Source organism: Mycobacterium sp. E2699 (genome assembly GCF_001666745.1).
GTDB lineage: Bacteria > Actinomycetota > Actinomycetes > Mycobacteriales > Mycobacteriaceae > Mycobacterium.
Window position 1 is genome coordinate 17,824 of record NZ_LZJH01000055.1, and the last position, 26,352, is coordinate 44,175.

The 26,352-nt window shown below is 68.4% G+C and carries 28 protein-coding genes, 1 tRNA gene and 2 pseudogenes; 18 read left to right on the forward strand and 13 right to left on the reverse strand.

Features of this window, described 5'->3' with window-relative positions; all coding sequences use genetic code 11:
• Positions 1–3: 3 nt before the first annotated feature.
• The 5 genes and pseudogenes from A5696_RS28250 to rph all read left to right on the forward strand — a co-directional run.
• Positions 4–81, forward strand: a pseudogene (locus tag A5696_RS28250) (hypothetical protein); the annotation flags it as partial.
• Complete coding sequence (locus tag A5696_RS07570; protein ID WP_369803306.1) at positions 72–749, forward strand: rhomboid family intramembrane serine protease; 678 nt, start codon at positions 72–74, stop codon at positions 747–749. The pseudogene A5696_RS28250 and the gene A5696_RS07570, both read left to right, overlap by 10 nt.
• A complete protein-coding gene (gene murI, locus A5696_RS07575) occupies positions 746–1,561 on the forward strand; it encodes a glutamate racemase (protein ID WP_067875831.1) in 816 nt (271 codons plus the stop codon). The genes A5696_RS07570 and murI overlap by 4 nt, the downstream gene beginning before the upstream one ends.
• Before the next feature lie 69 nt (positions 1,562–1,630).
• Positions 1,631–2,413: a cyclic nucleotide-degrading phosphodiesterase gene (locus tag A5696_RS07580; protein WP_067875834.1), complete on the forward strand. Its 783-nt coding sequence runs from the start codon at positions 1,631–1,633 to the stop codon at positions 2,411–2,413.
• Positions 2,414–2,440: 27 nt separating this feature from the next.
• Positions 2,441–3,220, forward strand: coding sequence for a ribonuclease PH (gene rph, locus A5696_RS07585; RefSeq protein WP_067875837.1), 780 nt, complete (start codon positions 2,441–2,443; stop codon positions 3,218–3,220).
• Positions 3,221–3,302: 82 nt separating this feature from the next.
• On the opposite strand, the gene A5696_RS07590 is transcribed toward rph, so the two are convergent.
• Positions 3,303–3,746, reverse strand: coding sequence for a nitroreductase family deazaflavin-dependent oxidoreductase (locus tag A5696_RS07590; RefSeq protein ID WP_067875840.1), 444 nt, complete (start codon positions 3,744–3,746; stop codon positions 3,303–3,305).
• A 166-nt stretch (positions 3,747–3,912) separates the two neighbouring features.
• Here A5696_RS07590 and rdgB point away from each other — a divergent pair, with 166 nt between their 5' ends.
• Entirely contained in the window at positions 3,913–4,521 is a 609-nt protein-coding gene (gene rdgB, locus A5696_RS07595; RefSeq protein WP_156738292.1) for an RdgB/HAM1 family non-canonical purine NTP pyrophosphatase, read from the forward strand.
• A 19-nt stretch (positions 4,522–4,540) separates the two neighbouring features.
• On the opposite strand, the gene A5696_RS07600 is transcribed toward rdgB, so the two are convergent.
• On the reverse strand, positions 4,541–4,891 hold the full coding sequence (locus A5696_RS07600; RefSeq protein WP_067875843.1) for a DUF3817 domain-containing protein: 351 nt from the start codon (positions 4,889–4,891) through the stop codon (positions 4,541–4,543).
• Positions 4,888–5,268: a hypothetical protein gene (locus tag A5696_RS07605; protein WP_067875846.1), complete on the reverse strand. Its 381-nt coding sequence runs from the start codon at positions 5,266–5,268 to the stop codon at positions 4,888–4,890. Before A5696_RS07605 ends, A5696_RS07600 begins: the two co-directional genes overlap by 4 nt.
• 70 nt (positions 5,269–5,338) lie before the next feature.
• On the opposite strand from A5696_RS07605, the gene A5696_RS07610 reads away from it, so the two are divergent.
• Positions 5,339–5,421: transfer RNA gene (locus A5696_RS07610), tRNA-Leu, on the forward strand.
• Between the two features lie 566 nt (positions 5,422–5,987).
• On the opposite strand, the gene A5696_RS27610 is transcribed toward A5696_RS07610, so the two are convergent.
• Positions 5,988–6,167 carry a hypothetical protein gene (locus A5696_RS27610; RefSeq protein WP_156738293.1) on the reverse strand — a complete coding sequence of 60 codons (180 nt, stop codon included), beginning with the start codon at positions 6,165–6,167 and terminating at the stop codon, positions 5,988–5,990.
• A gap of 143 nt (positions 6,168–6,310) precedes the next feature.
• Here A5696_RS27610 and A5696_RS07615 point away from each other — a divergent pair, with 143 nt between their 5' ends.
• From A5696_RS07615 to A5696_RS07635, 5 genes and pseudogenes are all read left to right on the forward strand, one after another.
• Positions 6,311–6,637, forward strand: a complete 327-nt coding sequence (locus tag A5696_RS07615; RefSeq protein ID WP_067875850.1) for a hypothetical protein — start codon at positions 6,311–6,313, stop codon at positions 6,635–6,637.
• A 210-nt stretch (positions 6,638–6,847) separates the two neighbouring features.
• The gene (locus A5696_RS07620) at positions 6,848–7,975 is read left to right on the forward strand and encodes a ferredoxin reductase (protein ID WP_067875854.1); all 1,128 of its coding nucleotides are present in this window, start codon (positions 6,848–6,850) and stop codon (positions 7,973–7,975) included.
• A 10-nt stretch (positions 7,976–7,985) separates the two neighbouring features.
• Complete coding sequence (locus tag A5696_RS07625) at positions 7,986–9,218, forward strand: fatty acid desaturase (protein ID WP_067875857.1); 1,233 nt, start codon at positions 7,986–7,988, stop codon at positions 9,216–9,218.
• 100 nt (positions 9,219–9,318) lie between these two features.
• A pseudogene (locus A5696_RS07630) lies at positions 9,319–10,062 on the forward strand (siderophore-interacting protein); the annotation flags it as partial.
• A 110-nt stretch (positions 10,063–10,172) separates the two neighbouring features.
• The gene (locus A5696_RS07635) at positions 10,173–11,249 is read left to right on the forward strand and encodes a phosphotransferase family protein (RefSeq protein ID WP_067875860.1); all 1,077 of its coding nucleotides are present in this window, start codon (positions 10,173–10,175) and stop codon (positions 11,247–11,249) included.
• On the opposite strand, the gene A5696_RS07640 is transcribed toward A5696_RS07635, so the two are convergent.
• Genes A5696_RS07640 through A5696_RS07650 form a run of 3 tightly spaced genes read right to left on the reverse strand, consistent with a single transcriptional unit; the run spans position 11,246 to position 13,700 of the window.
• On the reverse strand, positions 11,246–11,671 hold the full coding sequence (locus A5696_RS07640) for a pyridoxamine 5'-phosphate oxidase family protein (protein WP_067875863.1): 426 nt from the start codon (positions 11,669–11,671) through the stop codon (positions 11,246–11,248). The genes A5696_RS07635 and A5696_RS07640 overlap by 4 nt on opposite strands.
• A gap of 38 nt (positions 11,672–11,709) precedes the next feature.
• Entirely contained in the window at positions 11,710–12,531 is an 822-nt protein-coding gene (locus A5696_RS07645) for a mycofactocin-coupled SDR family oxidoreductase (RefSeq protein WP_067875866.1), read from the reverse strand.
• Positions 12,528–13,700, reverse strand: coding sequence for an acyl-CoA dehydrogenase family protein (locus A5696_RS07650; protein ID WP_067875869.1), 1,173 nt, complete (start codon positions 13,698–13,700; stop codon positions 12,528–12,530). The genes A5696_RS07645 and A5696_RS07650 overlap by 4 nt, the downstream gene beginning before the upstream one ends.
• Before the next feature lie 99 nt (positions 13,701–13,799).
• On the opposite strand from A5696_RS07650, the gene fabG reads away from it, so the two are divergent.
• The 6 genes from fabG (at position 13,800) to A5696_RS07680 (ending at position 19,323) form a co-directional block, all read left to right on the forward strand.
• A complete protein-coding gene (fabG, locus tag A5696_RS07655) occupies positions 13,800–14,573 on the forward strand; it encodes a 3-oxoacyl-ACP reductase FabG (protein ID WP_156738294.1) in 774 nt (257 codons plus the stop codon).
• A gap of 14 nt (positions 14,574–14,587) precedes the next feature.
• Complete coding sequence (locus A5696_RS07660) at positions 14,588–15,805, forward strand: acetyl-CoA C-acetyltransferase (RefSeq protein ID WP_067875872.1); 1,218 nt, start codon at positions 14,588–14,590, stop codon at positions 15,803–15,805.
• Complete coding sequence (locus tag A5696_RS07665) at positions 15,802–16,992, forward strand: CoA transferase (RefSeq protein WP_067875875.1); 1,191 nt, start codon at positions 15,802–15,804, stop codon at positions 16,990–16,992. Before A5696_RS07660 ends, A5696_RS07665 begins: the two co-directional genes overlap by 4 nt.
• 11 nt (positions 16,993–17,003) lie before the next feature.
• Complete coding sequence (locus A5696_RS07670) at positions 17,004–18,197, forward strand: acyl-CoA dehydrogenase family protein (protein WP_067875878.1); 1,194 nt, start codon at positions 17,004–17,006, stop codon at positions 18,195–18,197.
• A gap of 4 nt (positions 18,198–18,201) precedes the next feature.
• Positions 18,202–18,894: a GntR family transcriptional regulator gene (locus A5696_RS07675; protein WP_067875881.1), complete on the forward strand. Its 693-nt coding sequence runs from the start codon at positions 18,202–18,204 to the stop codon at positions 18,892–18,894.
• Positions 18,895–18,960: 66 nt separating this feature from the next.
• A complete protein-coding gene (locus A5696_RS07680; protein WP_067875884.1) occupies positions 18,961–19,323 on the forward strand; it encodes a hypothetical protein in 363 nt (120 codons plus the stop codon).
• Here the strand turns inward: A5696_RS07680 and A5696_RS07685 are convergent.
• From A5696_RS07685 to A5696_RS07710, 6 genes are read right to left on the reverse strand one after another with little or no spacing between them, the layout of a single operon-like run.
• The gene (locus tag A5696_RS07685; protein WP_067875887.1) at positions 19,320–20,849 is read right to left on the reverse strand and encodes a class I adenylate-forming enzyme family protein; all 1,530 of its coding nucleotides are present in this window, start codon (positions 20,847–20,849) and stop codon (positions 19,320–19,322) included. The genes A5696_RS07680 and A5696_RS07685 overlap by 4 nt on opposite strands.
• Complete coding sequence (locus A5696_RS07690) at positions 20,842–22,383, reverse strand: class I adenylate-forming enzyme family protein (RefSeq protein ID WP_067875890.1); 1,542 nt, start codon at positions 22,381–22,383, stop codon at positions 20,842–20,844. Before A5696_RS07690 ends, A5696_RS07685 begins: the two co-directional genes overlap by 8 nt.
• Positions 22,373–23,836, reverse strand: coding sequence for a class I adenylate-forming enzyme family protein (locus tag A5696_RS07695; RefSeq protein WP_067875893.1), 1,464 nt, complete (start codon positions 23,834–23,836; stop codon positions 22,373–22,375). The genes A5696_RS07690 and A5696_RS07695 overlap by 11 nt, the downstream gene beginning before the upstream one ends.
• Positions 23,836–24,636 carry an enoyl-CoA hydratase/isomerase family protein gene (locus A5696_RS07700; RefSeq protein WP_067875896.1) on the reverse strand — a complete coding sequence of 267 codons (801 nt, stop codon included), beginning with the start codon at positions 24,634–24,636 and terminating at the stop codon, positions 23,836–23,838. The genes A5696_RS07695 and A5696_RS07700 overlap by 1 nt, the downstream gene beginning before the upstream one ends.
• The gene (locus tag A5696_RS07705; protein WP_067875899.1) at positions 24,627–25,439 is read right to left on the reverse strand and encodes an enoyl-CoA hydratase/isomerase family protein; all 813 of its coding nucleotides are present in this window, start codon (positions 25,437–25,439) and stop codon (positions 24,627–24,629) included. The genes A5696_RS07700 and A5696_RS07705 overlap by 10 nt, the downstream gene beginning before the upstream one ends.
• A complete protein-coding gene (locus tag A5696_RS07710; RefSeq protein WP_067875902.1) occupies positions 25,436–26,257 on the reverse strand; it encodes an enoyl-CoA hydratase-related protein in 822 nt (273 codons plus the stop codon). The genes A5696_RS07705 and A5696_RS07710 overlap by 4 nt, the downstream gene beginning before the upstream one ends.
• Between the last annotated feature and the right edge of the window lie 95 nt (positions 26,258–26,352).

Consider the following 26,352-nt stretch of genomic DNA (forward strand, 5'->3'; position numbering starts at 1 on the left):
GGGAAGTATCGGTCTACCGGCGCCTACGCCGGTAGCCTGGACGGTGCCGAGACCGCGCGAGAAGGGCAGCTATGGGCATGAGCGGGCATGTCGGGCAGCCGCGCACGCCGGCGAAGCGATCAAACAAGCGACCGCCGTGGGCGGTCGGCGCCGCCACCATCCTCACCTTCGTGGCGCTGCTGTACCTCGTCGAGCTGATCGATCAGCTGATGAACCACTCGCTGGACCGCAACGGCATCAGGCCGTTGGAAGCCGACGGGCTGTGGGGGATCATCTGGGCGCCCTTCCTGCACGCGAGCTGGACGCACCTGTTGGCCAACACCGTCCCGGCCCTGGTGCTGGGCTTCCTGATGACCCTGGCCGGCATGTCGCGGTTCGTCTGGGCCACCGCGATCGTGTGGATCGTCGGCGGCTTCGGCACCTGGCTGATCGGGAACTGGGGCGGTTGCCGCTTCGAGTCCGACCACATCGGGGCCTCCGGCCTCATCTTCGGTTGGCTGACGTTCCTGCTCGTGTTCGGGATCTTCGTGCGCAGGTTCTGGGACATCATCACCGGCCTGGTGGTCTTGTTCGCCTACGGCGGCATCCTGGTGAGCGCCGTCCCGGTGCTGGACAAGTGCGGCGGCGTGTCCTGGCAGGGCCACCTGTGCGGCGCGCTGGCGGGCGTCCTGGCCGCCTACCTCCTGTCCGGCCCGGAGCGCAAGGCGCGCGCCTCGAAGAAGGTCGGCGCCCGGCGCCCCAAGACATGAGTTCGCCGTTGGCGCCCGTCGGGGTCTTCGACTCCGGCGTCGGGGGACTGACCGTCGCGCGGGCGATCATCGATCAGCTGCCCGACGAGGACATGATCTACGTCGGCGACACCGCCAACGGCCCGTACGGTCCGCTGACCATTTCCGAGGTCCGCGCGCACGCGTTGGCCATCGGTGACGACCTGGTCGAGCGCGGCGTCAAGGCGCTGGTGATCGCCTGCAACACGGCGTCGGCCGCCTGCCTGCGCGATGCCCGTGAGCGCTACGACGTTCCGGTCGTCGAGGTGATTCTGCCGGCGGTGCGCCGCGCGGTCGCCACCACCCGCAACGGACGCATCGGCGTCATCGGCACGCGGGCCACCATCGCCTCGCACGCCTACCAGGACGCCTTCGCCGCCGCCCGCGACACGGAGATCACCGCGGTGGCCTGCCCGCGGTTCGTCGACTTCGTCGAGCGCGGGGTGACCAGCGGACGTCAGGTGCTGGGGCTGGCCGAGGGTTATCTGGAGCCGCTGCAGCGCGCGCAGGTGGACACGCTGGTGCTGGGCTGCACGCACTACCCGCTGCTGTCCGGGCTGATCCAACTGGCGATGGGCGACAACGTGGCGCTGGTGTCGAGCGCCGAGGAAACCGCCAAGGAGGTGCTGCGGGTGCTCACCGAACAGGACCTGCTGCGTCCCCATGACGCGCCGCCCGCCACCCGCGTGTTCGAGGCGACCGGCGACCCCGACGCGTTCACCAAACTGGCGGCGCGATTCCTGGGTCCCGCGGTGACCGGGGTTCAGCCCGTGCGCCACTCGCACGGCCGGTAGCGCGGCGAGATTCTGGTCACATCAAAGCGGCGATGTTTTCTCCATCGCGCGACCGGGCATGGCACAGTAGTGCCTGTGCGAATAACCGTGCTCGGCTGCTCGGGCAGCGTGGTCGGTCCGGATTCGCCGGCATCGGGTTATCTGCTCAGGGCACCGGACACCCCGCCGCTGGTTCTCGACTTCGGCGGCGGTGTGTTGGGCGCATTGCAGCGCTACGCCGACCCCGGTTCGGTCCACGTGCTGCTGTCGCACCTGCACGCCGATCACTGCCTGGATGTCCCGGGCCTGTTCGTCTGGCGTCGCTATCACCCGTCCAAGCCGCTCGGCAAGGCGTTGCTGTACGGCCCGAGCGACACCTGGTCGCGACTCGGCGCCGCGTCGTCGCCCTACGGCGGCGAGATCGACGATTGCTCCGACATTTTCGACGTTCGTCACTGGGTCGACGGTGAGCCCGTGACGTTCGGCACGCTCACGGTGGTGCCGCGCATCGTCGCGCACCCCACCGAGTCGTACGGCTTGCGGATCACCGATGCCAGCGGCGCGTCGTTTGTCTACAGCGGCGACACCGGACCCTGCGATCAACTCGCGGAGCTGGCCCGCGACGCCGACGTTTTCCTCTGCGAGGCCTCCTGGACGCACGCGCCGGATCGCCCGCCCGCGCTGCACCTGTCCGGCACCGAGGCGGGCCGGGTCGCCGCGCAGGCCGGCGTTCACGAGCTGCTGTTGACCCACATTCCGCCGTGGACTTCGCGCGAGGACGTGATCAGCGAGGCCAAGGCAGAGTTCGACGGTCCGGTGCACGCGGTGGTGTGCGGCGAGACGTTCGACGTCCGCCGCTCCGAAAGGGTCTGAGCACCCGGCGTTGGCTAGGGTTACTGCGTGTCCAAACGAGAAGACGGCCGCCTCGACGACGAGCTTCGCCCCGTGGTCATCACCCGCGGATTCACCGACCACCCGGCGGGTTCGGTACTGATCGAATTCGGTCACACCAAGGTCATGTGCACCGCCAGCGTCACCGAGGGGGTGCCCCGCTGGCGCAAGGGATCGGGCCTTGGGTGGCTGACGGCCGAGTACGCGATGCTGCCGTCGGCCACCCACTCCCGCTCCGACCGCGAGTCGGTGAAGGGGCGGCTGAGCGGCCGCACCCAGGAGATCAGCCGGCTGATCGGCCGGTCGTTGCGGGCGTGCATCGACCTGAGGGCGTTGGGGGAGAACACGATTGCCGTCGACTGCGACGTGCTGCAGGCCGACGGCGGGACCCGCACCGCGGCCATCACCGGCGCCTACGTCGCGCTGGCCGACGCCGTCACCTATCTTTCGGCGGCGGGCAAGCTGTCGGATCCGCGGCCGCTGTCGTGCGCCATCGCGGCGGTGAGCGTCGGCGTCGTCGACGGCCGGGTCCGGGTCGACCTGCCCTACGACGAGGACTCGCGCGCCGAGGTCGACATGAACGTCGTCGCCACCGACACCGGAACGCTGGTGGAGGTCCAGGGCACCGGCGAGGGCGCCACGTTCCCGCGCTCGACGCTGGACAAGTTGCTCGACGTGGCGTTGGCCGCCTGCGACCAGTTGTTCGCCGCGCAGCGGGAGGCGCTCGAGCAGCCGTACCCGGGCGTGCTGCCGGAAGGGCCGCCACCGTCGAAGGCGTTTGGCAGCTGACTGCCAGCCTCGACCCTGGTCTAACTGCCGCGCGGTCTACCACCGCCGACACCGCGGCCAAGACGAGACCCATTCCGGTCAGTCATGACTCGTCCTCCCGCAGTTCGAATATCGGGATGGTGCGCTTGGTTTTTGACTGGTACTTCTCGAACGCGAACGCGGGTACGGCCGCGTTGATCTTGGGGATGATCGTCTCACGTTCGGACGCGTCGAGCTCGTGCGCGACGACGTCGAATGAGGCGGTGGCGACTTCAACACGCGCCCGCGGGTTGGCCCGCAGGTTGTGCACCCACGCCGGATTGATGTCGGCGCCACCGTAACCGGCGACGATCAGCAGCTTGCCGTCGATACGGAAGACCACGAGCGGCGCGACACGCGGCTCGCCGGACTTCGCGCCCTTCGTAGTCAGTAGCAACAGCTCGTTGCCTTCGAATCGGCCGCCGACCTTGCCGGCGTTGGCGCGAAACTCGTCGGTGATGTTGTGATTGAGCGCCTTGAGCGTCTCGGTATCGGGTTTTTGACTCACGCTGGACGCAGCCACTCGATCGACCTGTCTATTCCTGGGAGCGTCCCGTTGTACGCCGTGCGCCGGGCACTGCAGAATGCAGCTCGCGTCGCCGACCCTTCGTGCCCGCAGTCCGTAAGGTGGCCGGGGTGCATCGGCAACGGCCCAGACGCATGTTTAGGAACAGATGATGACCCGGCTGCTGGTTGCCAGCCGCAACCCCAAGAAGCTGGCCGAGCTGCGCCGCGTGCTCGACGGCGCCGGCCTGTCGGGGTTGACGCTGGTCTCGCTGAACGACGTCGCGCCGTTCGACGAATCCCCCGAAACCGGCGCGACGTTCGAGGACAACGCGCTGGCCAAGGCGCGGGACGGGTTCGCCGCGACGGGTCTGGCCTGCGTGGCCGACGACTCCGGTTTGGAGGTGGCCGCGTTGAACGGGATGCCCGGCGTGCTGTCGGCGCGCTGGTGCGGCCACCACGGCGACGACGGCGCCAACACCGCGCTGCTGCTGGCGCAGTTGCGTGACGTTCCCGACGAGCGGCGCGGCGCGGCGTTCGTGTCGGCCTGCGCGCTGGTGTCGCCGTCCGGCGAGGTCGTCGTCCGCGGCGAGTGGCCCGGCGCCATCGCGCGGGAGGCGCGCGGCGACGGCGGGTTCGGCTACGACCCGGTGTTCATTCCTGACGGGGATGACCGCACCGCGGCGCAGTTGAGCCCTGCGGAGAAGGACGCGGTCTCGCATCGCGGCCGTGCGCTGGCGCTGTTGGTGCCGGCTCTGCGGGAGCTGGCGACACCGTAGCGGATGTGATTGAACCGTCCTACAGGCCGAAGCGCGTCTTGACGTCCTTCGTCTGGAAGTGCTCGACGATGATGCCCAGCAGTGGGATGGTGCCCGACAGCAGCACCCCGATGGTCTTGCCGATCGGCCAGCGAACCTTGATCGCGAGGTTGAACGCCGCCAGCACGTAGACGAAATACACCCAGCCGTGCACCACCTCGATCCACCGGATCTCGTGGTGGAAAACGACGTGCGAGACGATCTCGTAGCACAGCGCGATCAGCCACAGGCCCGTCGTCCACGCCATGACCCGGTAGCCGAGCAGTGCGGTGCGGATCTTTTCGACGGGGAAAGCGGGCGCGGGCGCCCCGGGTGTCTCCGGTGTGGTCATGCGGTGGTCCTGTTCTGCTTCTCGGCATCTTCTTTGGCGAGCTCGGCCAGGTAGGCGTTGTACTCCCGCAGCGCGGGATCGTCGATTGTCTGTGGCGCCGCCTTGGGCCGCTCGGGCAGCAGGCCGGCGGGTATCTCGGTCATCTCGCCGCCCGTGCGCGGTGCTGGCGGCGCATCTTCGTAGCGCACGAACTTGCGGTACGCGTACACGCAGAACCACGCGAACAGCGGCCACTGCAGCGCATAGCCCAGGTTCTGGAACGTTCCCGAGACGGATTGGAATCTGGTCCACTGCCACCAGCCCAGGGCCAGGCAGCCGCACGCCGCCACGATCACCAAGGCGATCAGCGCGGGCCTGCGGCGGCGGGTAGTCGGCACCCCTTGAAGGTACCGCTCACGATTTGGGACCGACGAACTCATCGAAGCCGAGCGGTACGATCGGCACGCTGCGGGCGTGGCGAAATGGCAGACGCGATGGTTTTAGGTGCCATTGCTCGAAAGAGCGTGAGGGTTCGAATCCCTCCGCCCGCACCGATGTGGTGAGCCTGAAGGCGCTCGCTCCCGGCGCCACTCAGGAAGCATCCACGGGAATCCACCACCCAGATGCATACGGGGACAACCGGTTGCCGTTTAGGCGCGAGCTGAGCCGGTCTGGTCCGTTTCACTCGCGGGGCGACGGGGGTAAAGAGCTTTAGGGCGCAGCGGGCACGGGCTCGCCGCGCGCTCACTCGGTTCTGGGCGGTCATGATGGCGGCTGCCGAGGGCACCCTTCCCCACAGGTAGAGGTGAAGAAATGCGGAAACCACCAATCATCGCCGCGGGGCTGGCGCTAATCGCCTTGGCGTTCAGCGCCGGGGTCGCGCAAGCCGACTATGTGGATCCGGACCCGAATGATCCCGGTCTCCAGGCCAACTGGCCCTGCGGCGTGACGGTCGGGCCGGTGACCACGAGCACGGGATTGAGGATCATTGGAGTACGCGGCGGCAAGCCGTGCCCACCGCCGCCCGCACCGGCGGAACAACCCTGACGGGTCCGTTAGTCATTCGACGGAACCTCCAGGCCAGTTCGCGCGGGTTCGCTCCCCACTTCTCACGTCGTCAGATGGCGGTCGGCGCGCTCGTGACGGTCTTCTCCAGCACGCGTAGGTGACCGGATCGATCCCAAGCATTCGGCTCGAAAGTTTTGTCGTCGGACAGCATTTCGACGGAGCGGCAGAAGGCGCACAGCTCGGGGCCAAGAGTGGGGTAGCCACACGCGGGGCAGACTTCGACGGTCAAGATTCCCGCACCTCCGGTGATGTCTAGTTGACATGTGTTCAATGAACCTCCGCATACCCCGGTGTCGGCTGGCTAAACGCGGCAAAGGCGCGTCAGACGCTTCACGGCGGGTACATGAACTCGACAGGACAACGGGAGGCGCCATGGACACCGGAGACGGCAAGCCAACATCGAGCGACGAAGCCTTCACCGCAGAAGATGTAAACCTCGCGGAACGCGGGGCCGCACAGGCGCGGGAACGCGCCGCGCACGCGGGACTGTCGGCCGCCCAGAGCATCGCGGCGTCGGCGCAGTGCCACCAACGGCTCGCTCAGGTGCAAGACGAGACCGTCGCGCAGGGAGTTTTGGACGCCGACACGCACCGCGGGTCCGCGATCCGCCACCGCCAAGCGGCCGCCGACGACCGCGAGCTGGCCGAAGCCAAGCGCAAAGAATCCGAAGCCGACCTGACTCTGGGCGAAAATGGCTAGCAATCCGACCGTTCGGTATACGGAACCGGCGTATTCGGCTGTCGGGCAACGGGCTTGGCGCGCACGTTAACACCCAGGCAGCGCGCGTTGTGGCGCCCCGTCGGCATCCACTGAGAGAACACGTGTTTATCGAACGCCACGGCTGGGAAGCCGATGGGGAAGCGTGAGCCGACCGCTCACGGAAGTTTCGATCAAACCGGTGGGACGACTATGGTTTCTCCGCTTCGCAGCCTCACCCGATGGAGCACTGCGCCCGCGAAGGGCGTGCAGACCGCAAGGTCCTGGGTCAATGTGCCGCGCGGTCTGGCCGCCCGGGCGACCACCCCGCTGCTGCCCGACGACTACCTCAAGCTGCTCAACCCGCTGTGGTCGGCGCGGGAGTTGCGCGGCCTGATCGTCGACGTGCGCCCCGAAACCGCCGACTCGGCGACCGTCACGATCAAGCCCGGATGGGGCTTTTCGGGCAGGTACAAGCCGGGCCAATACGTCGGGATCGGCCTGCGGATCGACGGTCGGTGGCACTGGCGCTCCTATTCGCTGACGTCGGTCCCGCGCCGCGACAACAAAAACATCACCATCACCGTCAAGGCCACCCCCGAGGGCTTTTTGTCGACCCACCTGGTCAAGGGCGTCAAACCGGGCACCATCGTGCGCCTGGCCTCACCCAAGGGCGACTTCGCGCTGCCCGACCCGGCGCCGGCCAAGATCCTGTTCATCACCGCCGGCAGCGGCATCACCCCGGTGATGGCCATGCTGCGCACCCTCAAGTCGCGCGGGCAGCAGGCGGACATCGTGCACATCCACTCGGCGCCCAGCGCCGACGACGTGATCTTCCACGACGAGCTGCGCGAGCTGGAGAAAGCACAGCCGGGATATCGACTTCGCTTGCAGCTCACCAAAACTCAGGGCCACCTCGAACTCGACCACCTCGCCGACATCGTGCCCGATTGGCGGGAACGCCCGGCCTGGGTGTGCGGCCCGAACTCCCTGCTGGACGCCGCCGAAGAGGCGTGGAAAGGCGCTGACTGCAGCGATCAGCTGCACATGGAGCGCTTCACCATCGCCGCCACGGACAAGGGCGGGGAAGGCGGCACGGTCACCTTCGCCATATCCGATAAGACCGTCGAAATCGACGGTGCCACATCGATTATGGAGGCCGGCGAACAGGTGGGGATCCAGATGCCCTTCGGCTGCCGGATGGGAATCTGCCAGACGTGCGTGCTGCCGCTCGAGGCGGGTCACGTGCGCGACTTCCGGTCGGGGACCGAACACGGCGCGGGCGACCGCATCCAAACCTGCATCTCCACGGCATCCGGAGACTGCACCATCAAGATCTAGGGGAGAACCGATGGCAATCACCGACATCAAGGAATACGCGCACCTGACCACCGAGGACGTCGAGCAGCTCGCGCAGGAACTGGACGCGATCCGCGCCGACATCGAAGAGTCCCGCGGTGAGCGCGACGCCCGCTACATCCGCCGGTCGATTCAGCTCCAGCGCGCGCTGGCCGCCGGCGGTCGAATCGCGTTGTTCGCCAGCCACAACAAGCTTGCTTGGCTCTCCGGCACCGCCATGCTCGCCATGGCGAAAATCATCGAGAACATGGAATTGGGCCACAACATCATTCACGGCCAGTGGGACTGGATGAACGACCCGGAGATCCACTCCACGGAATGGGAGTGGGACACCACCTGCCCGAGCGTGCAGTGGAAGCATTCCCATAACTTCGTCCACCACAAGTACACGAACGTCGTCGGCCTCGACGCCGACGTGGGCTACGGCATCATGCGCGTGACCCGCGACGAGCCGTGGGAGCCCTGGATGCTCGGCAACCCGATCTACAACATGCTGCTGGGCACGTTCTTCCAGTACGGCGTCGCGTTGCACCACATCGAGACCGCGAAGCTGCGGAAGAAGCAGAAGAGTTACGCCGAGGCGGCCAAGGACCTGCGGGTGATCATGAAAAAGGTCGTCCGGCAGGAGGGGAAGGATTACCTGATCTTCCCCGCGCTGAGCGGGCGCAACTGGAAGCGCACCATCAAGGCCAACATGACCGCCAACCTGATCCGCAACATCTGGGCCTACATGGTGATCTTCTGCGGACACTTCCCCGACGGCGCGGAGAAATTCACCGTCGAGGAGTTCGAGAACGAGACCCATGGGGAGTGGTACCTGCGGCAGATGCTCGGTTCGGCGAACTTCAACGCCGGCCCGCTGATGGCCTTCGTCAGCGGCAACCTCTGCTACCAGATCGAGCACCACCTGTTCCCGGACCTGCCCAGCAATCGCTACGCGGAGATCGCGGTGCGGGTGCGCGAGCTGTGCGACAAGTACGACCTGCCCTACACCACGGGATCCCTTGGCCGCCAATACCTGCAGACGTTCTGGACGATTCTCAAACTCGCGCTGCCCGACAAGCTTCTGCAGGCCACGCCCGACGACGCCCGCGAAACGCGCTCGGAGCTGAGGTTCCGCGTGCGCGAGGGACTACGGGAAAGCTTCACCGATCCGGCCACGGGCAAACGGCGCGGCCTGCGCACGGCCATGCGGGAGTTGCGGGGGTCCGGGCGGGCGGCGTAGCCCCCAGCCGAGTTGACCTTTGGTAAGGCAACCCTTAGTTTGTGGGGGTGAGCTACCGAAGCGAAGGGCGCCGGACGCCATCGGCCGGGCAGGACTGCTGATGGCCCGCGGTTTGCAGGGGGTGATACTGCGCGGCCTGGGCGCCCGGGACCACACCGCGACCGTGATCGAAACCGTCCGCCTGGCACCACATTTCGTGCGGGTCCGATTGGGCTCGCCGACGCTGTTCGAAGACGCGCGGGCCACCCCCGCGGCGTGGCTGCGGTTCTGGTTCCCCGACCCCGAGGGGTCCAACACCGAGTTCCAGCGGGCCTACACCATCTGCGAGGCAGACGCTGACGCCGGGCGCTTCGCGGTCGACGTCGTGCTGCACGAGCCCGCCGGTCCGGCGTCACTGTGGGCACGCACCGTGAAACCCGGCACGACGATCGCGGTCATGTCGATGATGGGGTCGGCGCGTTTCGACATCCCCGAGCAGCAGCCGGCCGGTTACCTGCTGATCGGCGACTCCGCGTCCATCCCGGGCATGAACGGGATCATCGCAACGGTCCCCGACGACGTCCCGATCGAGATGTACCTCGAGCAGCACGACGACCACGACACGCTGATTCCGCTCGCGCAGCACCCCAACCTGCGGCTGCATTGGGTGGCGCGCGGCGACGAGACGTCGCTGGCCGCGGCGATTGAAAGCCGGGACTGGTCGGGGTGGTACGCGTGGGCGACGCCGGAGGCCACGACCCTCAAGCATGTCCGGCGGCGGCTGCGCGACGAGTTCGGATTTCCCAGGGCCGCGATGCACGCTCAGGCGTACTGGCGCACTGCGCGCGCGATGGGCACCCGACGCGGTTAGGCAGGCAGCGCCATCTCGGCGCCGCGGAGCCTCGGCCGCGACGCTTGCCGTATGCCTTACAGTTAGGCAGTCGGTCGACCGTCGGGAGTGCTGGAGGCGTGCAGATGAGTGCTGTGGTGTCGATTCCGCGGTACCCCGGCGACGTGACACCCGAATGGCTGTCGGCGGCGCTGTCCGGGCGCGGCGCACCCGTCGAGGTCTCCGACGTCGACGTGGCTGCCATCGGCACCGGCCAGACCGGCGCGACCTACCGCGTGGCGGCCAGGTATGCGACGGACCCGGGTGGCCTGCCGCAGACCTTTGTGATCAAGCTGCCGGCCCAGGATGACACCGTGCGCGACCGCGTCGTCGTCGGATACCGCAGCGAATGCGCATTCTATTCATCGGTGGCCGATCGGGTGGGGGTGCCGACGCCGGAGTGCTTCTACTGCGAGATCAGCGAGGACGCAATGGATTTCGCCCTGTTGCTCGCCGATCAGGCGCCGGCGGTGCAGGGCGACCAGCTCGCCGGCTGCGGCGAAGCCGAAGCGCACCTTGCGGTGACCGCCCTTGCGGGCCTGCACGCGCCCAGCTGGTGTGATCCGGTCTGGCTGGACTTCCCGGGCATCGCGTTCGCGCGGCCGGACGAAGCCGGGGCCGGCGGCATGGGCGAGGTGGCGAAGATGAGCGCCGACATCACCCTCGAGAAGCTGGGCGATCGAATGACCCCGGAGGACCGCCACACCTTCGGTGCGGCAATGGGTTTGGTGGCGCCGTGGCTGCTGGCCGAGTACGACCGCTTCGCGCTGCTGCACGGTGACTATCGGCTGGACAACATGCTGTTCGACCCGGACCGGACACGGGTCAGCGTGGTCGACTGGCAGACGCTCGGGGTGGGCCTGCCGGCCCGCGATCTCGCCTACTTCACCGCCACCAGCCTGAATCCGGAGCTGCGGGCGACCATCGAGGAAGACCTCGTCACCGCCTATCACCGGGAGCTGTCGCGCTCGGGGCTCAGCGACTACGACCGGGACACCTGCTGGCGCGACTACCGGCTCGGGGTGTTGCAGGCGCCGCTGATCTCTGCGCTCGGGTTCGCCTTCGCGGCCGCCACCGAGCGCGGCGACGACATGGTGCTGGCCATGCTCAGCCGCGGCTGCCGGGCCATCCGCGAACTGGGGACGCTGGAGCTGATCGCCTAGAGGTCGCCGGTGAAATCGGCGGACAACCACTTGTCCGGCCGGATGGTGAACAGCACTTCCTCGACGCCCTCCATGCTGCGGACGAACGCGCGCCCACCTTCCTCGCCCAGGTAGCGAATTGCGATGGCTTCCTGCAGGTCCGCCGGGGCGGGGGTGGTGGTGTCGACGACGCTGCCCTCCACCACCACGTACTGATACGGCGGCTCCTCGCGCTGGACCACCAGCGTCACCGCACCGGCCCGCTGGATGAGCCGAGCCTTACGACTCGACGTCCCGGTCATGATCCGGATGTTGCCGCCGGGCGTGTAGTCGTACCAGATCGGGACGCTGGCCGGCGGCCGGCCGTCGGCGGCGACGGACAGCACGGCGACGTGCGTGGCGGCGAGAAACTCCTGACGTTCGGCTTCGCTGAAACTCCTCATGCGCACTACGAACGCCGGACCGCCAGGGCTATTCCCGGTCAGTACTGCGTCGAGCCCTGGTCCACCGGGATCTGCGCGGCGGTGACATTGCGCGATTCGTCGCTGGCCAGCCAGCACACGGCGTCTGCGACCTCTTCGGGCTCGGCGGCCCAGTTGGGCAAGAACGGCGTGAGCATGTTGGTCAGCTGCGGGTTGGTTTCCATGGCCTTGGCCATCGCCGCGATCATGTCGCCGGAACCCATCGGGGTGTTCACCGGCCCCGGATGCACGCTGTTGACCCGGATCGAGTGTTTGCCCAACTCGGCGGCGAACGCGCGCGCCATCCCCGCGACGGCATGCTTGCTGGTGGTGTAGTGCACCATGAACGGCTGCAGCTTCATGCCGGCCGCGGAACTGATCAGGATGATCGAGCCGCCCCGGCCGCCCTCGATGATCCTTTGGGCGCCGGCCATCACGGTATTCCAGGGGCCGGTGACGTTGATCTCCATGACATCGCCGAACGTCTCTGGTGTGATGTCGTTCCAGGCCTGGGGAGCCGAGATGCCGGCGTTGGCGACGATGATGTCCAGGCGGCCGAGGGCGGCGACGCCGTCGTCGACCACCCGGCGGAGTGCGTCGAAGTCACGAACATCGGTCGCGGTGGCCAAGATTCGACGCCCGGTCCCTTCGACGAGGCGGACGGTCTCGGCGAGGTCGTCGGGCGTGGCCGAATCGTAGGGGACACACGACGGGAGCTTGCCCGCGAGGTCGACGGCGATGACGTCGGCGCCCTCCCGGGCCATCCGAACGGCGTGCGCGCGGCCCTGGCCGCGTGCCGCCCCGGTGATGAAGGCCACCCGGCCCGCGAGCCTGCCGCTCATCGCTGCGCCGCCTTGACGAGATTCGACCCGATGATCAGGCGCTGGATCTCGCTGGTCCCCTCATATAACCGCAGCAGGCGCACGTCGCGGTAGATGCGCTCGACCGGGACGCCGTGCATGTAGCCGCTGCCGCCGTGGATCTGCACCGCGAGATCGGCGACCTTTCCGGCCATTTCGGTGCAGAACAGCTTGGCCGCCGACGGCGCGACCCGGCGGTCGGAATTGGTGACCCACAGCCGCGCGGCGTCGCGGACCAGTGCGCGGCCCGCAAGCACCCCGGTCTGCTGGTCGGCGATCATCGCCTGCACCAACTGAAAGCTGCCGATCGGCGTGCCGCCCTGGGTCGCGGTGGCGGCGTACGCCACCGACTCGTCGAGCGCGCGCTGGGCGGCGGCGACCGCGAGGGCGGCGATGTGCACCCGGCCACGCGCCAGGGAGGTCATCGCCGCCCGGTAGCCGATGTCCTCGCTGCCGCCGATCAGCGCGTCGCTGCCGACGCGGACGTCGTTGAAGGCGACGTCGGCGGTCCACGCGCCCTCCTGGCCCATCTTTGTGTCCTTGGCGCCGACCTGAACGCCCGCTGCGTCCGCCGGCACCAGGAACACGGCGATCCCCGGGCCCTGGTCGTCGGCCGGGCGCGTGCGCGCGAACACCACGAACAGGTTGGCGACCGGCGCGTTGGTGATGAAGCGCTTCTCCCCGGAGATCACCCACTGATCGCCGTCGCGGACGGCCTTGGTCCGCAGGCCGGCCGGGTTGGATCCGGCGCCGGGTTCGGTCAGCGCGAACGAGGCGACGACCTCGCCGGAGGCCATCGACTCCAGCCAGCGGCGCTTTTGCCCGTCGGTGCCGAAGCCGACCAGGACCTGTCCGGCGATGCCGTTGTTGGTGCCGAACATCGACCGCACCGCCAGCGAGGTGTAGCCCAATTCCATTGCCAGCTCGACGTCTTGGACCAGGTTCAGGCCCAGGCCGCCCCAGCGCTGCGGGATCGCGTAGCCGAACAGGCCCATCTTCTTGGCCTGGTCGCGCAGATCGTCGGGCACCCGGTCGTCGGTCAGGATCTCCTGCTCGCGGGGGACGACGGCGGTCCGTACGAAGTGGCGGGTCTGGGCAAGGATGTCCCGGAAGTCGTCGTCGGGCACTTCCTGGACTTCGGCGGTGGTCATGGCGGACGCTCCTCTGTGGCACTCATCGCTCGGGTTACCCACCCGGCGCCGGACGCGATCCTATATGAAATATGATATTTGGCCGTCGGGTACCCCGCGATGGAAGCGAACCCAAAGGGAGGCGTGATTCAGGTGTCGTTGCTCAACGGTCAGACGGCGGTCGTCACAGGAGGCGCACAAGGACTCGGCTTGGCCATCGCGCAGCGATTCGTCGCCGAGGGCGCGCGGGTGGTGCTCGGTGACCTGAACCTGGAGGCAACCGAAGTCGCGGCGAAAGAACTGGGCGGCAGCGATGTCGCGTTGGCGGTGCGCTGCGACGTCACGAAGGTGGCCGATGTCGAAGCCTTGATCCAGACCGCCGTCGAACGTTTCGGCGGCCTCGACATCATGGTCAACAACGCCGGAATCACCCGCGACGCGACGATGCGCAAGATGACCGAGGAGCAGTTCGATCAGGTCATCGACGTACACCTGAAGGGAACGTGGAACGGCATCCGGCTGGCGGCTGCGATCATGCGGGAAAACAAGCGTGGCGCCATCGTGAACATGTCGTCGGTGTCGGGCAAGGTCGGAATGATCGGCCAGACCAACTATTCGGCGGCGAAGGCCGGGATCGTCGGGATGACCAAGGCAGCGGCCAAAGAGCTTGCCTACCTGGGTGTCCGGGTCAACGCGATCGCCCCCGGCCTGATTCGTTCGGCCATGACGGAGGCCATGCCGCAACGCATCTGGGACGAGAAGGTGGCCGAGATCCCGATGGGTCGCGCCGGTGAGCCCAGCGAAGTCGCCAGCGTCGCCCTGTTTCTGGCCTCCGATCTGTCGTCCTACATGACGGGCACCGTCATGGAGGTCACCGGCGGCCGGCACATCTGAGCGGAGAACTGGCAATGCGCGAAACCGTGATCTGCGAGCCCGTCCGCACGCCGATCGGCCGCTACGGCGGAATGTTCAAGTCGCTGACCGCCGTGGACCTCGGGGTGGCCGCCCTCAAGGGGCTGCTGGAGCGGACCGGGATTTCGCCCGAGGCGGTCGAGGACGTCATCCTCGGGCACTGCTACCCCAGCAGCGAGGCGCCCGCGATCGGGCGCGTCGTCGCGCTGGATTCCGGACTGCCGGTGACGGTTCCCGGGATGCAGGTCGATCGGCGCTGTGGGTCGGGCCTGCAGGCCGTGATCCAGGCGTGCCTGCAGGTCGGCAACGGCGACAACGACCTCGTCATCGCCGGTGGCTGCGAAAGCATGAGCAACGTCGCGTTCTACTCCACCGACATGCGTTGGGGCGGTGCGCGTAGCGGAATCCGGGTGCACGACGGGCTCGCACGCGGGCGCACGACCGCCGGCGGCCGCCACTACCCGGTGCCGGGCGGGGTGCTGGAGACAGCCGAGAATCTGCGCCGCCAGTACGGCATTTCGCGCCTCGAGCAGGACGAGCTGGCGGTGCGCTCGCACCAGCGCGCGGTGGCCGCGCAGAAGGACGGCCTGATGGCCGAGGAGATCATCCCGGTCTCGGTAAGCACGCGCCAGGGCGAGGAGCTGATCGACACCGACGAGCACCCGCGCGCCGACACCTCGGTGGAGTCGCTGGCCAAGCTCAAACCCGTTCTGCTGGGCGAGGATCCGGAGGCGACGGTCACCGCCGGCAACGCCAGCGGTCAGAACGACGCCGCGTCGATGTGCGTGGTGACCACGCCCGAGAAGGCGGCCGAATGCGGGCTGACGCCGTTGGTCCGCCTGGTGTCCTGGGGGTCGGCGGGCGTGGCGCCCAACGTCATGGGCATCGGGCCCGTGCCGGCCACCGAGGTCGCCCTCGCCAAGGCGGGCCTGCGGCTCTCCGACATCGACGTCATCGAGCTGAACGAAGCCTTTGCCGCGCAGGCGCTTGCGGTGATGCGGGAATGGAATTTCGGCGCCGCCGACCACGACCGCACCAACGTGCACGGGTCGGGGATCTCGCTGGGCCATCCCGTCGGCGCCACCGGCGGCAGGATGCTGGCCACGCTGGCGCGCGAACTCGAACGCCGCGATGCCCGCTATGGGCTGGAGACGATGTGCATCGGCGGCGGACAGGGGCTCGCCGCGGTGTTCGAGCGGGTCGCCCCGGCATGACCGGCCCGTTGAGCGGCCTCACCGTCGTCGAGGTGTCGAGCTTCGTCGCCGCACCGCTGTGCGGCATGACGCTGGGTCAGCTTGGCGCTCAGGTGATCCGCATCGACCCGATCGGCGGGGCCTCCGACGTCCAGCGCTGGCCGCTGGCCGCGGGCGGCGCGTCGATCTACTGGACCGGGTTGAACAAGGGAAAGCGTTCGGCCACCATCGATCTGCGCTCGGCCGAGGGCCAGGAGCTGGTACAGCGCCTCATCGTCGAGGGCGACGGCGTCGTCGTCACCAACGCCGCCGGCCTGTCCTGGCTGAGCCATCAGGTGCTGGCCGCCAAGCGTTCCGACGTCATCCACGTCCAGCTGCTGGGGCGCGGCGACGGTTCCACCGCGGTGGACTACACCGTCAACGCCGGTGTCGGGTACCCGCTCGTCACCGGTCCGGCCGGGCACGCCGGCCCGATCAACCACGTGCTGCCCGCCTGGGACGTGTGCTGCGGCCTGTACGCGGCCCTCGCGGTCGTGGCCGCCGTGCGCCGCCGGGACCGGGCGGGCGAGGGGGCACGCGTCAGCCTGGCGCTGGAGGACGTGGCGCTGGCCACGGCGGGAAATCTCGGGCTGCTGACCGAGCCGCAGGTCAACGGGACGCAACGACAGCGGTTGGGCAATGCCATCTATGGCCAGTACGGCCAGGACTTCGACAGCCGCGACGGGGCCGCGTTCATGGTGGTCACGTTGACGCGCAGGCACTTTCGCGATCTCGTCGACGTTACCGGGACCGGTGCGGCGGTGTCGGCGCTCGAGGGCGCCCTGGGCGTGGACTTCGGGTCGGAGGGCGACCGTTATCGCTACCGCGACGCGCTGTCGGGGCTGTTCGCCACCTGGTTCGCCGACCACTCGGCCGACGAGATCACCGCCGCGCTGGCGGGCACCACGGTGTTGTTCGAGCGCTACAGCACCTTCGCCGACGTCGCGGCGGGGCCGAAAGTGACCGCCAATCCGCTGTTTTCGCGGCTGCACCAGCCTGGCGTCGGGGACTACCTCGCCGCGGGCCTGCCGGTCGCGTTCGACGGCGCCCATCCCGCCGGCGCGCCGGCGCCCGCGCTGGGACAGGACACCGCCGACGTCCTCGCCGGGTGCCTGGGGCTTTCGACCGCCGACATCGCGCGTTTGACCGACGCGAAAACGATCGCCTGAAGGGACCGCCCGTGACCAAGCTCGCCCAAACCCTCGGCCTGACCGAGTTCCAGACCGAAATCATCGCCACGGTGCGGCAATTCGTCGACAAGGAAGTCATCCCCAACGCGCCGGAACTCGAACGCGGCGACATCTACCCACAGCACATCGTCGACCAGATGCGCGAGATGGGGCTGTTCGGGCTGATGATCCCGCAGGAGTACGGCGGGCTGGGGGAGTCGCTGTTGACCTATGCGCTGTGTGTCGAGGAGCTGGCGCGCGGCTGGATGAGCGTTTCCGGGGTGCTCAACACTCACTTCATCGTGGCGTACATGCTGCGCCAGCACGGTACCGACGCGCAGAAGCAGCGGTTCCTGCCGCGGATGGCGACCGGCGAGTCCCGGGGCGCGTTCTCCATGTCCGAGCCGGAGCTGGGCTCCGACGTCGCCGCGATCCGGACCCGGGCGGCGCGCAACCCGGACGGGAACTACACCATCAACGGGCAGAAGATGTGGCTGACCAACGGCGGCAGTTCGACGCTGGTCGCCGTGCTGGTGCGCACCGACGAGGGCGCCGACAAGCCGCACCGCAACCTGACCGCCTTTCTTGTCGAAAAACCAACGGGCTTCGGTGAAGTCGTGCCCGGCCTGGTGATCCCCGGCAAGATCGACAAGCTGGGCTACAAGGGCATCGACACCACCGAGCTCATCTTCGACGGCTACCAGGCCGGCGCCGACGACGTCCTCGGCGGCACGCCCGGTCAGGGCTTCTTCCAGATGATGGACGGCATCGAAGTCGGCCGGGTCAACGTCTCGGCGCGGGCGTGCGGCATCGGCATCCGCGCCTTTGAGCTCGCCGTGCGGTACGCCCAGCAGCGGCACACCTTCGGCAAGCCGATCGCCGAGCACCAGGCCATCGCGTTCCAGTTGGCCGAGATGGCGACCAAAGTGGAAGCGGCGCATCTGATGATGGTCAATGCGGCGCGGTTGAAGGATTCCGGTGAGCGCAATGACGTCGCCGCCGGCATGGCCAAATACCTTGCCAGCGAATACTGTTCGGAGGTCACGCAGCAGAGCTTCCGGATCCACGGCGGCTATGGCTACTCCAAGGAGTACGAGATCGAGCGGCTGATGCGCGACGCCCCCTTCCTGCTGATCGGCGAGGGGACCAGCGAAATCCAGAAGTCGATCATCAGCAAGCGACTGCTCGCCGAGTATCAGGTGTGACGCGATGACCGTTCCGGATTTCGCCGCGCGAACCCAACTTTCCGACGACGTCGCGCGCCTGATCCGTACGAGGATATTCGACGGCGTCTACGCCGCGGGGTCCTACGTCCGGCTGGATCAACTGGCCGCGGAACTGGGAATCAGCGTCACGCCCGTGCGTGAGGCGCTGTTCGCGCTGCGGGCCGAGGGCCTGATCGCCCAGCAGCCGCACCGCGGGTTCGTGGTGTTGCCGGTCACGGGACGCGACGTCGCCGACGTCGCGAACGTGCAGGGTTACGTCGGTGGGGAATTGGCCGCGCGCGCCGCGGTCAACATGACGGACGACCAGCTGCGCGAACTCAAGCAGATCCAGGCCGAACTCGAGGAAGCCTATGCCGGCGCCGACAACGAGCGGACCGTCCGGCTCAATCACGAGTTCCACCGGGCCGTCAACGTCGCCGCGGACTCGCCCAAACTCGCGCAGCTCATGTCGCAGATCACCCGTTACGCACCGGAATCGGTGTTTCCCGCCATCGAGGGCTGGCCGGAACAGTCGATGAAGGATCATCGGCGGATCCTGTCCGCGCTCAAGAAGCACGACGAGGAGCTCGCGCGCGCGGCGATGTCACAGCACCTCGCCGCCGGCGCGGTTCCCCTGATCGCGCACCTGACCGCGCGGGGCGTGGTCGTCGACGGGACCCGTCCGGCGCCGAACTAGTTGTTGCCGAGGCGCACCTGGGCATAGGCTGCCCTCTGAGGGGGCAATGACATAGAGCGAGGAACAGTGCCCCGAAAGATTCGCGCAGCGGCCGTCTTCGTTGCATCCGTCGTGGTGATCGCCCTCGCGCCGCCGGCGAGCGCAGACCTGCTCGATCCGATCCCCGGCAACGGTGTCTTCGTCGTCGGGCCTGACATCGCGCCGGGCCTGTACCACACGGCCGGTTCCGCGTCGGCGTTTGGGGTTTGGATCAACAACGTGCCGACCCAGGACTCCATGTGCGCATGGTTCACCTACAGCACGCCGGACGCGAACAAGGACCACGTACTCCAGACGAACATGTCCGTCGGTCCGATGTACGCGAACATCAACACGTCGGTCAAGGCGTTCGAGTCGCAGAACTGCCAGCCCTGGACGCGGGTCCCCTAGGGCGGATTCGCTTCGATCAACATCTCGCGCAGCCGCCGGGTGTCGACCTTGCCGGTGGCGCCGCGCGGTACGTCATCGTCGGATTCCAGCAATACCCAGACCGTCGGAACCTTGAAGGCGCTCAGCAACTCTCGGGCCGCGCCACGCAGCTGGTCGGCGGTCAAGTCGCTATCGCATACCACCGCCGCTCCAACCCGTTCGCCTTGGGTGCCGGGCAGATTGGTGACGTGGGCGTTGTGGACGCCCTCGATGGCGCGCAGCGCCCGCTCCACCTCGCCGGGGTAGACGGTGGCGCCGCTGACCTTGAACATGTCGTCGGAGCGGCCGTGGTAGAACAGGAACCCGTCGTCATCGAGGCGGCCGAGGTCGCCGGTGGGGTAGAAGCCGTCCGGGGTGAACAGCTCCTCGCGGCCGCGACGGCAGATGCCGCGCAGCGTGTGGGGTCCGCGGATCTGGATCTCGCCAACGGATCCCGGCGGCACCGGCCCTCCGCCATCGGTGTCGACGATGCGGACTTCCATGCCGGGGAACGGTTTCCCGCAGCTGCCCCACGCCGACGCCGGCATGTCGGTGTCGGCGGCGTACCCGCAGTACGGCCCGAACGCCTCCGTCATGCCGAACAGCGTGGCCCGGGCTCCCGGTTGGGCCCGCCGGTCGGGGGGCAGCAGGGCCTCCAGGCTGCCCGGTCGCAGCGCCGACAGGTCGGCGCCCACCGTGCCGGCGTGCCGCGCCAGCGCCTCGGCCTGATCCGGCCACCCGCGAAACACCGTGACCCGCTCGGCTTCCAGCAGCCGCAGGGTCGTCTCTGGTCGCGGAATTTCCTCGGTCACCAGGGTGGCACCGGCCAGCAGCGTGGACAGGATCCCGCTGCCGAAGCCGCCTACCCAGAAGAACGGCATCGGCAGATACAAGCGGGTGTCGGACGTGATGCAGCGCGCCGCAAGGCCCGCTCGCACCGCGCCCAGCGCGCTGCCGTGGGAGTGGATGACGCCCTTGGGCGTTCCGCTGCTGCCGGAGGTGAACATGACGACCAACGGGTCTGCAGCCGTGACTGTTTCGGTGAGTGCGTCGACAATCCGCCGGGCCGGGCCGGCGGCGGCGCGCGCCAGGTTCTCGGCCGGCCAAACCCCGCGCAAGGCGGGGAGCTCGAGGGGCGGCACGGCTTGCAGGTCATCCAGGTAGCGGTGGCCGCGGAACTCCTCCACGCTCACCAGGAACTGCACCGACGCCGTCCGCAGCTGCGCGACGAGTTCGCCGGGCCGCAGCAGGGTGCTCAACGGGACCAGCACGGCGCCAATGCGGGCCACGGCGATCGCCACCTGTACCCAGCGGGCGCCGTTCGGCATGATCAGGCCGACGCGGGTGCCCTTGCCGACGCCGGCTTCGACCAAGACTGCGGCTAATTGGCTTGTGGTTGCGTCGAGTTCGCGATAGCTGATCCGCGCCGACGGGTCGATCACCATCGGCTTGGCGCCGTGCCGCGCGGCGCGGGACCGCACGAGTCGGTCGATGATGGCCTCAGTCATCGAACAGCTTTCTCAACCGCTTCGCGTCGACCTTGCCACTGGACAGCAGGGGAACCTCCGCCGGCGCCAGTGCGACGAATCGCTTGGGAATCTTGTACGAAGACAACTCCTCCTTGAGACGCTCCCGCAGCGCGACCTCGTCAAGGTCCGGCTGCGCAACCACGGCAACAACCAGCTCTCCACGTTGCGCGTCGGGAATGCCCATGACGTGAGCCTCCGCGCCGGTGACCTTCGCGATCGCCTTCTCCACCTCGGCCGCCGAGACATTGGCACCCGCCGTCTTGATCATTCCGCTGATCCTGCCGACGAAATAGAAGAACCCGTCGGCGTCGGCGCGCACCAGATCGCCGGTGTGGAACCAGCCGTCGGCGTCGAAGCACTCCTCGCGGCTGCGCTTGCAATAGCCCTGCATCACATACGGCCCGCGGATGCACAGCCCACCAACACCCGACGCATCCGGCTCCACAATCATGGTGTCGAATCCGGGCGCCGGCTTGCCGAAGGATCCGCGTCGCACCTCGGGCTGGTCGGATTCGTCACCGCTGATCAACACGACGCTCCCGGCCTCGGTCAGCCCCAGCATGTTGTGCCGCAGCTCCGGGTCGGCCGGTCGCGCTCCGGGCGCCATGATCGGGTAGAGGTTGCCGCGGCGCATCGACGACAGATCGCGCCGGGGAAAGCTCGGGTGCTCCGCCAGGTGGGCGATCCCGGCCGCGAAACCATTGGTGATTGTGGGCTTTTCGGCCTCCAGCAGGTCGAGCGTCTCACCGGCATCGGTGGCATTGGAGCACACCAGCGTCGACCCGGCGACCAGCGTGGCGAGCAGGCCGAACGCGAATCCGCCGATCCAGAAGAATGGCGAATTGCAGAACAGCCGGTCCGCCGCCGTCAGACCGCGGATGTCGTTGAGGTTGCGCTGATGTCCGAGCAGGCCGGCGTGCGTGTGCATGACCCCCTTCGGGGCGCTGGTGGAGCCGGACGTGTACACGATGGCCAGCAGATCGCAGCCGTCGACGTCGTTCTCCATCGCCGCCAGCAGTGCGGGGTCGACGTCGCCCGCGAGCCGGTGCGCCCGTTCGGGATGGAGCACGACGTGGCGCAGTTGCGGCGTGGCGGGGACGAACAGCCGGTCGTCGGAGTCCAGGTCGGCATGCGCGAGCACTTCGGCCAGTCGTCGCAGGTAGTCGTGGGAGCGAAACGACGGCGTGGCCAACAGGATTTCGGTGTCGCTGTCGACCAGCTGCTCGCGCAGCTCCCGGGCGGTGGCGAACGTGGAGAACGGGACCACGACCGCGCCGATCCGCGCCGCCGCCAGCATGCCGACGACGAACTCGGCGCCGTTCGGGTAGAGCAGTCCCACGTGGGTGCCCTTGCCCGCCCCGCGCGCGATCAGCCCGCGGGCCAGCTCGGCGGAACGGCGGTCCGCCTCGGCGTAGCTGATGCGCTCGTCGTCGCAGACCAGCAGGGGGTGGGCGCCGCGCGAGCGGGCTTGGCGCCGCAGGGTTTCCGCGACCGTCAGCGAGTCACCCGGCATGGTCGCGCCGGGCTGTGACCTCCGAGGAGCCGCCGAAAAAGAGCCTGACCGCCGCGAGATCGGGCTTGCCCGAAGGAGTCCGCGGGATGGCGTCGACGATCGCGATCTCGGTGGGGATTTCGTAACGGGCCAGTCGGGTCCGCAGATAATCCAGCAACGCGTCGGTATCGGCCGAGTCGCGCAGCTGCACCATCGCGACCGGGGTCTCACCGAGGCGTCGATCGGGCCGCCCGACGACGGCTGCGCCCACTACCGCGGGGTGGCCCTCCAGCGCGATGCGCACCTCGTCGGGCATCACCTTGAACCCGCCGCGGATGATGGCCTGGTCGGCCCGCCCGACGATCCAGAGGAAGCCGTCGGCGTCGATGCGCGCCAGATCCGTCGTCCGCATCCAATCCGCCGCCGGGCCCAGTTGCCCCGGCTTGACCTCCAGCAGACCGACCCGGTCCGGCGCGAGGGTCGCCCCCTCGTCGTCGACCACCCGAAGCTGCGCGCCCGGGTTGGCCCGGCCCACGCTGCCGCGCTTGGCGTGCCAGTACTGCCGGTGGTCGGCGAGGGTCCAGCCGGCGACGCCGCCGCCGAATTCCGTTGCGGCATATGACGTCAGCACCGGGATGCCGTACTTGTCGGTGAAGGCGTCGGCGTCGTCGGCCGAAAGCGGGGCCGTGCCGCACGTGACGGCGCGGATGCTGTCCAGGTCGGCCCGCGTGAGATTGGAGTGCAGCACCGTTCGCAGCGCGGCCGGCACGAGCGACACGGTGCGGGGCCGGTGCCGGCGCACCGCCTCGGCCCAGGCCTCGAGCTCGAATCGTTCCAGCAGCACAAAGGGTCTGGCCTCGGCGACGCACTGTAGGACGCGGAAGACGCCGCCGATGTGCACCAGCGGCGAGTTGACGATCGCGACGCCGCGGCGCGGCTCTGTCGGCGCCGGCGTGGCGACGGGGTCGGCGCCCATCACGCTGCGCGCCAGCATGTCGTAGCTGAGGTCGATCCGTTTGGGCGGTCCGGTCGTTCCGCTGGTCAGCATGCGCACCGCCACGCCGTGCTCCGCGCTGGGTGCTTCGGCAGGGCGGGCCGAGGCGTTTTCCAGAGCAGCCGAAATCGCCAGCGTCGCGGTTCCCGGTGGAACCAGCGCTGCCAGATCGTCGGCCTCGCCGATGATCAGCGGCAGCCGCAGGGCGGCGATGTCGGCGCGGGTGCGCTCGTCGCCGCGGGCGGGGTTGATCGCCACGACCGTCCCGCCGCCCAGCAGCACCCCGAGGAAGGCCGCCACCTGGCCGGGCCGGTTGCGCAGCAGCATCCCGACGCCCGCGCTTGCACCGGCGAGGGGCGCGATGCTGCGCGCCGCGTCGCCCACCCGCCGCCACGAGAACCATTGGCCCTCATACTCGATCGCGTGCGCGTCGGGACGCAGATCGAGCACGTCGGCGATGCGCCGACTCAGCGGATGCATCAGCGGATCTTCGGCTCGCGCGCGCCGGCCTCGCCGTGCCTTGCGGCCAGTTCGGCGGTGCCAAGCGGGTTGCCCAGCCGCGTGTAGATGAGCCCCTGTTCCATGGCGGCGCGGTAGGGCTTGTCCAGCGATTCCCAGATCGCCTTCACGGTGCCCTGGGTGGCCGACGGCGGCTTGGCGGCGATCGTCGCGGCGATCTGGTGGGCGCGGTGCCACAGCTGGTCGGCGGGGACCACCTCCGTCACCAACCCGATGCGCAGCGCGGTGTCGGCGCCCACCCGCTCGTCGTTGCCCATCAACGCGATCCGCAACGTCTCGCCCAGGCCGATGCGCCGCATCAGGCCGATGGGTTCCAGCGCGCACACCAGGCCGGCCGAGACGTGGGAGTCGAAAAACGTTGCGCCCTCGGAGCAGATGACCACGTCCGATTCGTTGATGAAGTAGAAGGCCCCCGCGGTGCACATGCCCTGGACGGCGCACACCACGGGCTTCCACATCTTCTGCCACTTGGGGCTGAGCGCCTCGCCCGGATCCTCGTGATTCCAGACGTTGTCGGGTTGGCCGTACGGCGTCTTGATGTCGAGTCCGGCGCTGAACGCCCGGTCGCCGGCAGCCCTCAGCACCACCGCGTGCACCGACTCGTCGAGTTTGACGGTGCGCCAGGCGCGGGCCATCTCCTCGCACATGGTGCGGTTGAACGCGTTGAGCTGCTCGGGCCGATTGAGCGTGATGGTGGCGACGTGGTCGCCCGCGTCGACGTCGAGCAGGATGGTTTCGAACCGCGGTGCCGTCACCGGCATTTCCAATTGGGTTGACGTTTCTCGACAAAGGCCCTGGGGCCTTCCTGGGCGTCCTCCGTCCGCAGCACGCGTTCGCGGAAGGTTTCGGCGAGTATCTCCGCCTCGTGCAGCGGCACGTTCAGGCCCTTGAGAATGGCCAGCCTGGTGCCCCGGACCGCCAGCGGCGCATTGGAATTGACGATGTCGGCGATCTCGCGGGCCCGCTCCAGCAGTCGGTCGTGCTCGACGATTTCGCTGATCAGCCCGAGATCGTAGGCGCGTTGCGCGCTCATCCGCTCGTGCCTGCCCATCAGGGCCATCCGCAGGGCGATCGAGCGGGGCAACACCCTGGATATCCGCACCAGTTCGCGACCGGCCACCAGCCCGATGCTGACGTGCGGATCGAAAAAGGTCGCCTGCTCGGATGCGATGACGATATCCGTCGTGGTGACCCAATCCATGCCGGCGCCGCAGCACAGACCGTTGACGGCGGTCAGCACGGGTTTGGCCATGGTGCGAAACGGGGGAGTGCCCTCCTGTGGGGCCTCCCACTGGTCATACGTCGAGAGGTACGGCCGCTCGTAGATCACCTTGCCGTCTTCGGGGATCTCTTTGACGTCGGCGCCCGTGCAGAACGCGCGGCCGGTGCCGGTGACGATGAGCAGCCACACGTTGTCGTCGTTCTCGGCCTCGTCGTAGGCGGCGCGCAGTTCGGTGATCATGTGCGGGCTGAGCGCGTTGAGGGCCTCCGGGCGGTTCAGTGTGAGGGTGGCGGTATGCCCATCGACCTCGTACGTGATGGTGTCGAACGTCGGCATGTTCATCGGCCCTCGAACTTCGGTGCACGTCGTTGCTGAAAGGCTTGCAGTCCCTCTTTGAAATCGCTTGTCCGGCAGGACAGTTCCAGATTGAACAGCTCCTGCGTCATGGATTGGGCCAGTGTCGCGTGCTGGCCGAAGCTCAGCGCCTGCTTGGCCAGCCCGATCGCGGCGGTCGGCCCGCCGGCCAGGCGCTCCAGCAGCGTGTCGGCCGCAGCGTCGAGTTCGGCCCCGCTCACCGCTTGGTGGATCAGGCCCCAGTCCGCCGCATCGGCCGCGCCGACCTTCTCGCCGAGCAGCAGCATCCGCCTGGCCCGCGCCACACCGACCAGTCGGGGCAGCAGCCACGTGGACCCCGAATCGGGGCTGAAGCCGCGTTCCACGAACGGTTCCCAGAACACCGCGTCGTCGGCGGCGACGGCGAAGTCGGCGGCCAGCGCGAGGTTGCAGCCGAAGCCCACCGCCCAGCCCCGCACGCTGCAGACCACCGGCAGCTGGATGCTCGCGACGAGTTCGATCACGCGGTGGGCGGCGTGCGGGATCCGGCGCACCAGATCGCCGGCGCGCGGGCGCTGACCGCGGGGATCGTTGGCGGCCACCCAGTCGGCGCCGGCGCAGAAGTCGTCCCCGGCGCCACCGATGTGAATCGCGCGCAGCGAGTCGTCGGCGGCGGCATTCGTCAGCGCGTCGACCAAAGCCTCGATCATCAAGTGGGTCAACGCGTTACGCCGGGCGGGACGGTCGAGGGTGACCCGCAAGACCGCGCCCTCGCGGCACGCCGTCACCGAACCGTCGGCGCCGGCCGTATCGGCCTCGTGATCCACCGTGTACCCGGCCTTTCCCCGCCGATACGGTTACCCATACAGTAGGCAATACGATTGATACGAGGTATAAGTTAGCAAGGAAACGCTAACGACGG

What these genes read in the sequence shown, in the direction of transcription:
- A5696_RS07570 (WP_369803306.1), top strand. Translation starts at nt 72, where the DNA reads ATGGGCATGAGCGGGCATGTCGGGCAGCCGCGCACGCCGGCGAAGCGA.
- murI (WP_067875831.1), top strand. Translation starts at nt 746, where the DNA reads ATGAGTTCGCCGTTGGCGCCCGTCGGGGTCTTCGACTCCGGCGTCGGG.
- rdgB (WP_156738292.1), top strand. Translation starts at nt 3,913, where the DNA reads ATGATGACCCGGCTGCTGGTTGCCAGCCGCAACCCCAAGAAGCTGGCC.
- A5696_RS07600 (WP_067875843.1), bottom strand. Translation starts at nt 4,891, where the DNA reads ATGACCACACCGGAGACACCCGGGGCGCCCGCGCCCGCTTTCCCCGTC.
- A5696_RS07615 (WP_067875850.1), top strand. Translation starts at nt 6,311, where the DNA reads ATGGACACCGGAGACGGCAAGCCAACATCGAGCGACGAAGCCTTCACC.
- A5696_RS07620 (WP_067875854.1), top strand. Translation starts at nt 6,848, where the DNA reads ATGGTTTCTCCGCTTCGCAGCCTCACCCGATGGAGCACTGCGCCCGCG.
- A5696_RS07625 (WP_067875857.1), top strand. Translation starts at nt 7,986, where the DNA reads ATGGCAATCACCGACATCAAGGAATACGCGCACCTGACCACCGAGGAC.
- A5696_RS07635 (WP_067875860.1), top strand. Translation starts at nt 10,173, where the DNA reads ATGAGTGCTGTGGTGTCGATTCCGCGGTACCCCGGCGACGTGACACCC.
- A5696_RS07640 (WP_067875863.1), bottom strand. Translation starts at nt 11,671, where the DNA reads ATGAGGAGTTTCAGCGAAGCCGAACGTCAGGAGTTTCTCGCCGCCACG.
- A5696_RS07645 (WP_067875866.1), bottom strand. Translation starts at nt 12,531, where the DNA reads ATGAGCGGCAGGCTCGCGGGCCGGGTGGCCTTCATCACCGGGGCGGCA.
- A5696_RS07650 (WP_067875869.1), bottom strand. Translation starts at nt 13,700, where the DNA reads ATGACCACCGCCGAAGTCCAGGAAGTGCCCGACGACGACTTCCGGGAC.
- fabG (WP_156738294.1), top strand. Translation starts at nt 13,800, where the DNA reads ATGGAAGCGAACCCAAAGGGAGGCGTGATTCAGGTGTCGTTGCTCAAC.
- A5696_RS07660 (WP_067875872.1), top strand. Translation starts at nt 14,588, where the DNA reads ATGCGCGAAACCGTGATCTGCGAGCCCGTCCGCACGCCGATCGGCCGC.
- A5696_RS07665 (WP_067875875.1), top strand. Translation starts at nt 15,802, where the DNA reads ATGACCGGCCCGTTGAGCGGCCTCACCGTCGTCGAGGTGTCGAGCTTC.
- A5696_RS07675 (WP_067875881.1), top strand. Translation starts at nt 18,202, where the DNA reads ATGACCGTTCCGGATTTCGCCGCGCGAACCCAACTTTCCGACGACGTC.
- A5696_RS07685 (WP_067875887.1), bottom strand. Translation starts at nt 20,849, where the DNA reads ATGACTGAGGCCATCATCGACCGACTCGTGCGGTCCCGCGCCGCGCGG.
- A5696_RS07690 (WP_067875890.1), bottom strand. Translation starts at nt 22,383, where the DNA reads ATGCCGGGTGACTCGCTGACGGTCGCGGAAACCCTGCGGCGCCAAGCC.
- A5696_RS07695 (WP_067875893.1), bottom strand. Translation starts at nt 23,836, where the DNA reads ATGCATCCGCTGAGTCGGCGCATCGCCGACGTGCTCGATCTGCGTCCC.
- A5696_RS07700 (WP_067875896.1), bottom strand. Translation starts at nt 24,636, where the DNA reads ATGCCGGTGACGGCACCGCGGTTCGAAACCATCCTGCTCGACGTCGAC.
- A5696_RS07705 (WP_067875899.1), bottom strand. Translation starts at nt 25,439, where the DNA reads ATGAACATGCCGACGTTCGACACCATCACGTACGAGGTCGATGGGCAT.